Raw genomic sequence first — 10,481 nt, 5'->3', positions numbered from 1 at the left:
GAGCCGGTCGATTTCCTTGTCGATCTTCTCCTTGACGTTATCCGGCACGCCGGCTTCGGCTAGCCGATTCCGCAGCTCCTCGACCTCGCCGGCACGGCCTTCCTTGTCGCCAAGCTCCTTCTGGATCGCCTTCATCTGCTCGCGCAAATAATATTCCTTCTGCGTCTTCTCCATCTGCTTCTTGACACGCTGGCTGATCTTGCGCTCAAGCTCGAGCACTTCACGCTCGTTATTCAGAATGTCCAGCAGCTTCTCAAGCCGCTGACGGACGTCCACCGTCTCCAGAATCTCCTGCTTGTCTTTGATTTTAAGCGACAGGTGGCTCGTAATGACGTCGGCCAGCCGGCCGGGTTCATCGATGTCGGATACTGCGGCCAGCGTTTCGGGTGTCACTTTTTTCGACAAATTGATATAATGCTCGAACTGACTGAGAACGGTCCGCATAAGCGCGTCAAGCTCCGGATCGGTCGTCTCCTGCTCCGGCAGCTCCCTGGCGGCCACTTCGTAAAAATCGTCATTCGGTATATAATCCGTAATTTCGGCACGAACGACACCTTCGACAAGAACGCGAATCGTGCCGTTGGGAAGCTTCAGCATCTGTCTGACGCGCGCAATCGTGCCAACCCTGTAAATATCCTCTTCCGTCGGCTCTTCGATGTTGACTTCCGACTGCGAACACAGCAAGATCATATGATCGTCGATCATTGACCGCTCCAACGCCCGGACCGATTTCTCCCTGCCGACGTCCAGATGGAGCACCATGCTGGGATACACGAGAAGGCCCCTCAGCGGCAACAGCGGCAACCGACGTCCTTTCCATTTGCCTGGTCCCATGCAAGCACCTCCGTAATGTGTATTACTCCCTATTTTATCATTCTGCGGAATCCGCCTGCAAATACGACACGCTCGGCGTTGCGAAGAGCTCCGCCGGAGCCGCGGAATCTTGCTCGGTGAAACGCAGCTCATGCGTGGGAAACACGGTCCGGAACACGTCATCGATCCGGTCGGCCGGAATCACCTTCAACCCCTCTAGCCCGCCGAATATATCCTGCCAGTTGTCCTTCGGCACAATGACCGTTTCCGCCCCGCCCTGGAAGGCGGCCTCCACCTTGGCCAGCACGCCGCCGACCGGCTTGACGTTGCCGTGGATGCCCACCTCCCCGGTCATCGCCAGCTTGTGGTCGACAGGCTCCCCGAGAATCGCCGAAGCGATCGCGATCAGCATTGCGATGCCGGCGGACGGACCGTCGACGGGCGTCCCGCCGGGGAAATTAATATGCAAATCGTAGTTCTGCGGATGCAGCCCATAGCGTCTCAGCACGGTGAACACGTTCTCCACAGAGCCTTTGGCCATGCTTTTACGGCGCAGCGTACGCGTGCCGCCGCCAAGCTCCTCTTCATCCACGACCCCTGTAATCGTGAAGATTCCTTTGCCTCCGCGCGCCGGAATGGCGCTGACTTCAATCTCAAGCAGCGTGCCCATATTCGGACCATAAACAGCAAGTCCGTTCACGAAACCGACCTGCGGCGCTCCGGGCACCTTACGGTCCGGCCGCGGCGGAATTTGGCTGCTGTTGACGACCCATTCGATATCGGAGGCGTTGATTTGCTCCCGCTTATCGGACATCGCCAATCCGGCGGCAAGCTGCACGATATTGACGGCCTCGCGGCCGTTCGTGGCATACTTCATTATGACATTAACCGCTTCTTGACTGACCGGAAACCCGATCTTGACCATTGCGTTCGAAGCGATCGTGCCGATTTCTTCGGGAAGCAGCGGCCTGAAATAGATCTCCATGCACCGCGAACGCAGTGCCGGCGGCAGATCCTGAGGAGACCGCGTGGTCGCGCCGACGAGCCGGAAATCAGCCGGCAGCCCGTTCTGAAAAATATCATGGATATACATAGGTATGTTATTGTCTTCGCTGCTGTAATAGGCGCTCTCCAAAAACACCTTCCGGTCTTCGAGTACCTTTAACAGCTTGTTCATTTGAATCGGATGCAATTCGCCGATTTCATCGATGAACAGCACGCCTCCATGCGCCTTCGTCACCGCACCCGGCTTCGGCTGAGGAATGCCGGCTACACCCATGGCGCCGGCCCCTTGATAAATCGGATCGTGCACCGAGCCGATCAACGGGTCGGCGATACCGCGCTCGTCGAACCGGGCGGTTGTCGCGTCGATTTCCGTAAATTTCGCCTCAGGCAGGAACGGCGACGCCGGGTTTTTCTTCGCTTCCTCGAGCACGACGCGCGCCGCCGCCGTTTTGCCGACGCCGGGCGGCCCGTAAATGATGACGTGCTGCGGGTTAGCGCTGCAGAGCGAGGCCTTGAGCGCGCGAAGGCCGTCGTGCTGACCGATGATATCCTGCATCGTTTGCGGCCTGGTTTTCTCGGAAAGCGGTTTGGTGAGCGACACCGAACGCAGCTTGCGCAGCTTATCCATTTCCTTGCGCGACTCCTTGTCGACCGCCGAACGGTTCGTCTTCTGGCTGCGCAGTAAATTCCAGAAGTACAGCCCAATCACCACCGCGAAAAACACCTGAATCAACATTAAAACGATACTCAGATTCATCAGATTCCCCTCCAATACAAAAGTCCGGCCAATAAGGCTAATACTTGGTAGTATTGCCTGATTGCCGGACCTCATACAACTCGGGGGTATATTTAAGTCAAGACCGGCCTCTCACGCGTGCTGGTGCTTGCGGCCCGGAATTTCGCCGGTTGCTTCGTAGACGCGGACGATTTCGTCGATTTCCTTCTTCAGCTCATTAAGAAGCTCGGCTTCGGGTACCTTGCGGATCATTTCGCCGTAGCGGAACAGCATGCCCTCGCCGCGCGCGCCGGCAATGCCGATATCGGCTTCGCGCGCTTCTCCCGGTCCATTGACCGCACAACCGAGCACCGAGACCTTGATCGGCACCTTGATCTTCGAGATGTAATCCTCCACCTCGTTGGCGATCGAGAACAGGTCGATGTCAAGACGCCCGCAGGTCGGGCAGGAAATGAGCGTAGCGGCGTTCGTAATAAGGCCGAACGTCTTCAGCAACTCACGCGCCACCTTGACTTCCTCGACCGGATCGGCGCTCAGGCTGATCCGCACCGTGTTGCCGATGCCCATGGCAAGCAGCGCGCCGATGCCGGCCGAGCTTTTGATCGTTCCGGTAACCAAAGTACCGGCTTCCGTTATTCCCAAGTGCAGCGGGTAGCGGATCTTTTCAGCGGCCATCGCGTAGGCGGCAATCGCCATCGGCACATCGGAAGCCTTCAAGGACACGATGATATCGTGAAAGTCGAGCTCTTCAAGAATGCCGATGTGGAACAGCGCGCTTTCCACCATCGCTTCCGGCGTAGGATACCCGTATTTTTCCAGTAGGTGGTTCTCAAGCGAACCGGCGTTCACACCGATGCGAATCGGAATGCCACGGGCCTTGCATGCCTGGACGACCGCTTCCACCTTCTCTCGGCGGCCGATGTTGCCGGGATTGATCCGGACCTTGTCGACTCCGTTCTCAATAGCCGCGAGCGCAAGCCTGTAATCGAAATGAATGTCCGCGACCAGCGGGATATGAATCCGTTTCTTGATTTCCTTGATAGCATCGGCCGCTTCCATATTGTTGACCGTTACCCGTACGATTTGGCAGCCCGCTTCCTCCAGTCGTAGAATCTCGCTTACGGTCGCTTCCACGTCCGCCGTCTTGGTCGTACACATGCTTTGAATAATGACTTCGTCGCTTCCGCCGATGGTCAGGTCCCCAACTTTGACCGGTACCGTATCCTTCCGATGAAACATTCTATCCCTCTCTCCTATTAACGTCAAAACCCACCCCGCCGGGAAGCCGGTCGGCTTCTCCGGGCAAAGGTGGAGTAACGGTAATCGAATATAAAATTAGGCGCTTTCCTCTTTTTTCTTTCCTTTCTTTGAAGAAAGCTCCGGCATGATTTTGTCCTGGACCACTTTCTCGGTGATCATGCAGTTGTTGACGTCGTCGCGGGAAGGCACCTCGTACATCACCTCGAGCATGATGCCCTCGATGATGGCGCGCAGGCCGCGAGCGCCGGTGTTGCGCTTGATCGCTTCCTTCGCGATCGCATCCAGCGCCGCCGGCTCGAAGTCAAGCTTGACGTTGTCCATTTCAAGCAGTTTCTGGTACTGCTTGACCAGCGCGTTTTTCGGTTCGGACAAAATCCGGACCAGCGCCTCCTCGTCAAGCGGCTCCAGCGCCGAAATGACCGGCAAACGACCGACGAACTCCGGAATAAGACCGAACTTCAGGAGGTCCTCCGGAAGCACGAGCGACAAATATTCACCCGGCTTCAATTCCTTCTGGCTTTCGCCGTTCGCGTTGAAGCCGATCACCTTTTTGCCGATCCGGCGCTTGATGATTTGCTCCAAGCCGTCAAACGCGCCGCCGCAAATGAACAGAATGTTCGTCGTGTCGATCTGGATAAACTCCTGATGCGGGTGCTTGCGTCCGCCCTGCGGCGGAACGGAAGCGACCGTGCCTTCGAGAATTTTGAGGAGCGCCTGCTGCACGCCCTCGCCCGAAACATCGCGCGTAATCGACGGATTCTCGGATTTGCGGGCTACTTTATCGATCTCGTCGATATAAATAATGCCCCGCTCGGCCTTCTCCACATCGTAATCCGCCGCTTGAATCAGCTTCAGCAGAATGTTCTCCACATCTTCACCGACATAACCGGCTTCCGTGAGCGACGTCGCGTCCGCGATCGCGAACGGAACGTTGAGGATTTTCGCCATCGTCTGCGCGAGCAGCGTTTTGCCCGAGCCGGTCGGACCGACGAGCAGAATATTGCTTTTCTGCAGCTCGACATCCTCCAGCTTGCTCTGCGAATTGATCCGCTTGTAGTGGTTGTATACCGCAACGGCAAGCGATTTCTTCGCCTGGTCTTGGCCGATGACATATTGATCCAGAACGACCCGGATGTCCTTCGGCTTCGGAACGTCCTTCAGATCGAGCTCTTCATCGGTACCCAGTTCTTCTTCCACAATTTCAGTGCAAAGCTCAATGCATTCGTCGCATATATAGACGCCCGGACCGGCGACCAACTTTCGGACCTGGTCCTGCGATTTGCCGCAGAAGGAACACTTCAGCTGCCCTTTTTCGTCATTGAATTTAAACATCGGATCACCCCTTCATTCAAAATAAACTATACCACGGACGCAGGTGTGGTGACCACCTTGTCGATCAGACCGTACGCGAGCGCTTCTTCCGCGCTCATGAAAAAGTCGCGGTCGGTATCGCGATCAATTTTCTCGTAGGGCTGTCCCGTCCTCTCCACGTAAATCTGGTTCAGCTTTTGCTTCGTCTTCAAAATCCAATCCGCGTGGATCTTGATATCCGTCGCTTGTCCCCGAACGCCGCCGAGCGGCTGGTGAATCATCACTTCGCTGTTGGGCAGCGCGAACCTTTTGCCTTTCGCACCGGCCGTCAGCAGCAGAGAGCCCATGCTCGCGGCCATGCCGACGCAAATCGTCGACACATCCGGCTTAATGTACTGCATTGTATCAAATATACCCATTCCCGCAGTAACCGAACCGCCGGGCGAGTTGATATAAAGGTGAATGTCTTTCTCAGGGTCGTCGGCCGCCAGGAAAAGCAGCTGAGCGATAATGAGATTGGCTACGTCGTCGTCGATAGCGCTCCCCAGAAATATGATCCGGTCTCTTAGGAGCCGGGAGTAAATATCATAGGAACGTTCTCCCCGATTGCTTTGTTCAACTACGATAGGTACCAGATTCATGCGACCAACCTCTTTTCTTTTTTGGCTTGGGTTACCTTTATATTTTAGCATGTTCAAAGAGCGATGTCATTTCTACCGGTTCTGTACAGTATACGGAAGGGAACTCGCAATATGTATGGGGGGATGCCCCCCTTTTGATACGGACGAAAAACTATGTAAGGGCGAAATGAGGCACGTGCCTTAAGGAACGTGCCTCATTTCGTATGTTGGCTTTCGCCGTTGTCGGCTGTAGTTTAAGCGACTGGGGAAACGGCTTTGCTGTTGTCGACGAGAAATTTGATCGTCTTGCGAAGCGTTAATTCTTCCTTCAGGTTGTCCAGGTTGCCGTTGCGGGTGAAAATGTCGCGCAGCTCCTCGGCCGGGCGGTTGTACATTTTCGCCAGCTTCTCCAGCTCCTCGGACAGCTCGTCCTCGGAAACGACGATCCCTTCCTGCTTGGCTACCGCTTCAAGCACAAGGTTGTTGAGCACCCGCTTCTCCGCATCGGATTTCATCTGCTCGCGCAGAGCGGATTCGTCCTGTCCGGAGAACTGATAGTACAGCTCCAGGTTCATTCCTTGCTGCTTGAGGCGGTTCTCGAAATCGCGGATCATATAATCCGTTTCCGTCTCGATCATGACCGCCGGGATGTCTACTTCCGCTCCGGCAGCAGCTTTCTCGATTACAGCCGTTTCGCGAGCTTGCTCCGCGTCCTTCTCCTTGCGCGCCTTCAGGCTGGCGGCCAGGTCCTGCTTGTACTCCTCGAGCGTATCAAACTCGCTGACGTCCTTCGCGAACTCGTCGTCGAGCGCCGGCAGGTTTTTGCGCTTGATTTCGTGCAGCTTGACCTTGAACACGGCGGCTTTGCCCTTAAGGTCCTCAGCGTGGTAATTTTCCGGGAAGGTCACTTCCACGTCCTTGAAGTCGCCGATTCGCATGCCGACGAGCTGGTCCTCAAAGCCCGGAATGAACGAGCCGGAGCCGATTTCGAGCGAGTAGCGCTCGCTGGAGCCGCCTTCGAACGGCTCTCCGTCGACGGAACCCTCAAAATCGATAATTGTGATATCGCCCTTCTCCACCGCGCCTTCATCGATCACGACGAGCTCGGCGTGACGCTGCTGGAGACGCTCGAGCTCCGCATTCAACTCTTCGTCGGTCACTTCGGCTTCGGCGACCGGCACTTCAAGACCCTTGTATTCGCCCAGCTTCACTTCAGGCTTTACAAGCACTTTCGCCTTGAATACGAACGTTTGTCCTTTGCCGAATTGCTCGACATCGATTTCCGGGCGGTCGACCGGCTCGATGCCGGTTTCCTTGATGGCGTCCGCATAGGCATCCGGCAGCAAAATGTCGATCGCATCCTGGTAAAGGCTCTCGACGCCGAAACGCGCCTCGAAAATCCCCCGTGGCACTTTGCCTTTGCGGAAGCCCGGAACGTTCACTTTCTGCGATACTTTCTTAAACGCCTTGTCCAGCGCTTCCGTTACTTGATCGGCATTAACCTCAACGTTCAGCACACCTTGATTCTTTTCTATTATTTCCCAACTTGCTTTCATATTATGCCTTCCCCTCCAAAATGACACGTCCGTCACCTAGTCACAATTTTTAACCATTCTATTATAAACAACATCCCAACAAAATTCAAGGTTGGAAGGGCGGCTCCGAATTGGCAACGCCGATTCGCCTGATCGCCTTGCTTGCCTGCTCGTAGCGGAATCTCAGCGATTCCGGAATACCGTATGTATCGCGAATCTGTTCATCGTCGGTCGTTCCGTATGCAGCGAGCAGCAGATTCACATGAAGCGCGGCGGCCCAACAGTCCACCGTGTCCTCGCCGCCCTCGATAATTCGGTTATAATCTGCGGTTGCATAAAGAAATTGCAGACATTCCTTCCAGAGCTCCCGGGCAAAATGAGGCAGCGTGGAGTCGGTCACTTCCGTTACGCTCTCTACGCGCTCCAATATAGCGGCGACCGGCCCCGGAAACTCGTCCATCGCCAGCGGTGTGCTCTCCACGTCCAGCTCTACCGTCTCGCCCAAGCGCTCGAAGGAAATTTTACCCGTCACGCCGCGGCGGCGCAGCGCTTGCAGCGCCCGGAATTGAACGGCCGGATGCAGCTCCGCGGATACGAGCCAGTCCAGAATGGTCCGGTCGACCTCCGCACCTTCCAGGTATACGGCGCGCTCAAGCGCCAACAACTGCTGTTCGATCAACGGGTGGTGGCGCATCACATGAAGCACCTGCTTCACGTACGCTTCATCGGAATTTTCGGCGCCATGGGCGCCGAGCACCTTGTCCCGCAACTCCCGCTCGTCCGGCCCGTCACCGTCCGTTCGATCCGGCGCTTCGATGCCCTCCGGGAAAGCCATCTCGATCCATCCGAGCAAATTCCGCCATTCCTCATAATGCCGCTCGTCCTCTCCCTTGCACTGCAGAAGAAAACGCAGCAGCTTCTTGGCTTCGCCGAACTGCTCCGCCTCAAGCAGGCGCGTCAGTTGAATTTGATAGTGGTCGAGCATACTGGGAAACAGGTATACGTTCTCCTTGTTCTCATCCTCATTGGGAGATTTGGGAGTGGTAATAGCTAACACCGCCTTATTTGTCGCGAACCGTTCGCTTTCTCATGACAGCCAACTAAGTATAGCACGCCGGTACGTTAAAATAAAAAGGCGCAGCCGGCCTTTATTGCTTTTTACCCGGCTGTGTGCTATCATAACCTTTGCTCAGAACGCGGGTGTAGTTCAATGGCAGAACGCCAGCTTCCCAAGCTTGAGGCGAGGGTTCGATTCCCTTCACCCGCTCCACCCAATCATTGTCGCTTGTCCCAGTAGCTCAGTCGGATAGAGCACTCGCCTTCTAAGCGAGTTGTCGGGGGTTCGAATCCCTCCTGGGACGCCACTTAAACCCGGGATGCGACACTTGGTTCCGGTGATGGTTCCTATGAATTTCCGTTGGCGAAATATAACCCGCGAAGGCTTCGCGGGTTTTTTTGACATTTTCAGCAGCTTAAGCTTGGCTTGGTGTGCGGTCAGCCGGTCGACGGCCGGTTCGGCTCATGCCGCTCCGCGTGGTAGGTTGGCTCCGTGTTCGCCATACTTTCCTGCGCTTGAATCGACTCCGCCCGCATGGCTTGCATTCGCTGATGATTCGTCTGCCCTTTCCGTCTCGACACGCTGCATCCCTCCCAGGTTGTTGTGGCTCTGCCTTGTTAGGATGCCCGTTTGCACAACGCTTCAAGCCAGCCAGCATTTGCCGTCGCCTTGCTTTGTATGGCCGCAAGCGATTACCCGATGGACGTCATGGGTAATAACATGTGACCAAAAACGGACAAAGGAGGAAGCCGGCAATGACCCGCAAAGAAAAAGCGGTGCGGTTTTATTTCGACAGGGCTGGCATTCAGAAAAAAACGGCGAAACGGTATGCCTTCCATTTCCCATTTCCCATGGCCAAAAAAGGCAGCGGCCGGGGCTTCTGTGTTCAATCGAGAAGCTCCCGCGCCAGATCCTCCCGCACGCTGCCGAAGGCGAGCACCTGCTCCTTGAACGACTCCCGCTCTCCCCAGTCCGTCTTCATCTCATCCGTCTCGAACCATTCGCTGCGGCTGGCGAAAGCCTGATGCATATTGTTGTCGTACCAATCGATCTCCGTATCCGCGTCATTGGCCAGTATATCGACCATATCGTAATCATTGTCCTGGGAAGCCGTGAAATATGCTAGCACGACCGGCGTCCTCGCATCGTTCGTCGTCACTTCCACCTCGCCGCAGAACCGGCCGTTGCGATTGGCCGTCCTCCGAAAGGAGGCATGCCGAACCTCGATCATCTGCCATTCCCCTTTCCTGTCAAATGCATGTCCCCTTCAATAAACGTTCGGGTCCGCTCCGTTCCGAGCTCATGCAGCAGCTTGTAAATGCGGGTGACAAGCCCGCCGCTGCTCTCGGTAAGCCGGTCGGTCATGTCTGAGCCCTCCAGCGGATGGCCCACATAATGCCATACCTCCGCCTCATCCATGCTGGCAAGCTCCTCGAACAGCGTCTGCAGCCGGTTCACCTCTTCGCCGCTCGCGTTGATTTCAAGCTCGTAAGCGGATGCCGTCGGGTCCGACAATATTTGACCCGCTCCGACGGAGACAAAATACGGCCGCCGTTCTGCTTTTTCGTCCGCACTCGTCATAAGGCCGACGCTCCTTTTTACCCATATAGTTACCCGTCTTAGGTTGCCGTCGGGACAGACATTTTATGACCTCCGGACGCATATACCTCTATACCGCGCCATACGGATAAACCACGGGAGAGGAATGATCGACATGTGCGGAATCACCGGATGGATCGACTGGACGCAAGATTTGACGCAACAAAGCGCCGTCTTGGAGAAAATGACCGAAACGCTCGCACCGCGCGGACCCGACGCATCCGGCACCTGGATTACGGCGCATTGCGCGCTCGGCCACCGCAGGCTCAGCGTCATCGACCCGGAGAACGGCGCCCAGCCGATGATCAGAAGCGAAGGAGACAACCGCTACGTTGTGGTGTACAACGGGGAGCTTTATAATGCGCTTGAGCTGAAAAGGGAGCTCGCCGGCCGCGGGCATCGCTTCACCACGACTTGCGACACCGAGGTGCTGCTTGTCGCCTATATCGAATGGGGTCCCGCTTCTTTGGAACATTTCAATGGTATTTTTGCGTTTGCGGTATGGGATTCGCTGGAGCAGCGGCTGTTCGCGGCCCGGGATCGGC

The 10,481-nt window shown here is 56.0% G+C and carries 11 protein-coding genes and 2 tRNA genes; 3 read left to right on the top strand and 10 right to left on the bottom strand.

What is annotated here, in order from left to right; translation table 11 throughout:
* From BG52_RS00845 to BG52_RS00815, 7 genes are all read right to left on the bottom strand, one after another.
* On the bottom strand, nucleotides 1-834 hold an 834-nt coding region (locus BG52_RS00845; RefSeq protein ID WP_036666595.1), incomplete at its 3' end, for an LON peptidase substrate-binding domain-containing protein.
* 37 nt (nucleotides 835-871) lie between these two features.
* Nucleotides 872-2,575: an ATP-dependent protease LonB gene (gene lonB / locus BG52_RS00840; protein WP_036585722.1), complete on the bottom strand. Its 1,704-nt coding sequence runs from the start codon at nucleotides 2,573-2,575 to the stop codon at nucleotides 872-874.
* Between the two features lie 111 nt (nucleotides 2,576-2,686).
* Nucleotides 2,687-3,793, bottom strand: a complete 1,107-nt coding sequence (gene ispG, locus BG52_RS00835; protein WP_036585721.1) for a flavodoxin-dependent (E)-4-hydroxy-3-methylbut-2-enyl-diphosphate synthase — start codon at nucleotides 3,791-3,793, stop codon at nucleotides 2,687-2,689.
* Nucleotides 3,794-3,889: 96 nt separating this feature from the next.
* Nucleotides 3,890-5,146, bottom strand: a complete 1,257-nt coding sequence (clpX, locus tag BG52_RS00830; RefSeq protein WP_036585720.1) for an ATP-dependent protease ATP-binding subunit ClpX — start codon at nucleotides 5,144-5,146, stop codon at nucleotides 3,890-3,892.
* A 26-nt stretch (nucleotides 5,147-5,172) separates the two neighbouring features.
* Complete coding sequence (gene clpP, locus BG52_RS00825) at nucleotides 5,173-5,766, bottom strand: ATP-dependent Clp endopeptidase proteolytic subunit ClpP (protein WP_036585719.1); 594 nt, start codon at nucleotides 5,764-5,766, stop codon at nucleotides 5,173-5,175.
* Nucleotides 5,767-5,999: 233 nt separating this feature from the next.
* Complete coding sequence (tig, locus tag BG52_RS00820) at nucleotides 6,000-7,301, bottom strand: trigger factor (RefSeq protein ID WP_036585718.1); 1,302 nt, start codon at nucleotides 7,299-7,301, stop codon at nucleotides 6,000-6,002.
* A gap of 85 nt (nucleotides 7,302-7,386) precedes the next feature.
* Nucleotides 7,387-8,337, bottom strand: a complete 951-nt coding sequence (locus BG52_RS00815) for a hypothetical protein (RefSeq protein WP_223298885.1) — start codon at nucleotides 8,335-8,337, stop codon at nucleotides 7,387-7,389.
* Between the two features lie 139 nt (nucleotides 8,338-8,476).
* On the opposite strand from BG52_RS00815, the gene BG52_RS00810 reads away from it, so the two are divergent.
* Nucleotides 8,477-8,550, top strand: a tRNA-Gly gene (locus BG52_RS00810).
* A gap of 17 nt (nucleotides 8,551-8,567) precedes the next feature.
* Nucleotides 8,568-8,644, top strand: a tRNA-Arg gene (locus BG52_RS00805).
* A 130-nt stretch (nucleotides 8,645-8,774) separates the two neighbouring features.
* On the opposite strand, the gene BG52_RS15785 is transcribed toward BG52_RS00805, so the two are convergent.
* The 3 genes from BG52_RS15785 to BG52_RS00795 all read right to left on the bottom strand — a co-directional run bounded on the left by BG52_RS15785 (nucleotide 8,775) and on the right by BG52_RS00795 (nucleotide 9,918).
* Nucleotides 8,775-8,918: a hypothetical protein gene (locus BG52_RS15785; protein WP_190287427.1), complete on the bottom strand. Its 144-nt coding sequence runs from the start codon at nucleotides 8,916-8,918 to the stop codon at nucleotides 8,775-8,777.
* A gap of 305 nt (nucleotides 8,919-9,223) precedes the next feature.
* Complete coding sequence (locus BG52_RS00800; RefSeq protein ID WP_036585717.1) at nucleotides 9,224-9,568, bottom strand: hypothetical protein; 345 nt, start codon at nucleotides 9,566-9,568, stop codon at nucleotides 9,224-9,226.
* Nucleotides 9,565-9,918, bottom strand: a complete 354-nt coding sequence (locus tag BG52_RS00795; RefSeq protein WP_036585716.1) for a hypothetical protein — start codon at nucleotides 9,916-9,918, stop codon at nucleotides 9,565-9,567. The genes BG52_RS00800 and BG52_RS00795 overlap by 4 nt, the downstream gene beginning before the upstream one ends.
* 133 nt (nucleotides 9,919-10,051) lie before the next feature.
* Between BG52_RS00795 and BG52_RS15030 the strand changes: the two genes are divergently transcribed.
* The coding region (locus BG52_RS15030) for an asparagine synthetase B family protein (protein ID WP_036666592.1) at nucleotides 10,052-10,481 on the top strand (430 nt) is incomplete at its 3' end.

The organism is Paenibacillus darwinianus, from assembly GCF_000598065.1.
In the GTDB taxonomy this organism is placed as follows: domain Bacteria; phylum Bacillota; class Bacilli; order Paenibacillales; family Paenibacillaceae; genus Paenibacillus_I; species Paenibacillus_I darwinianus.
Note: the sequence above shows the minus strand (reverse complement) of the source record. Positions and strands in the feature narration are given on the sequence as shown.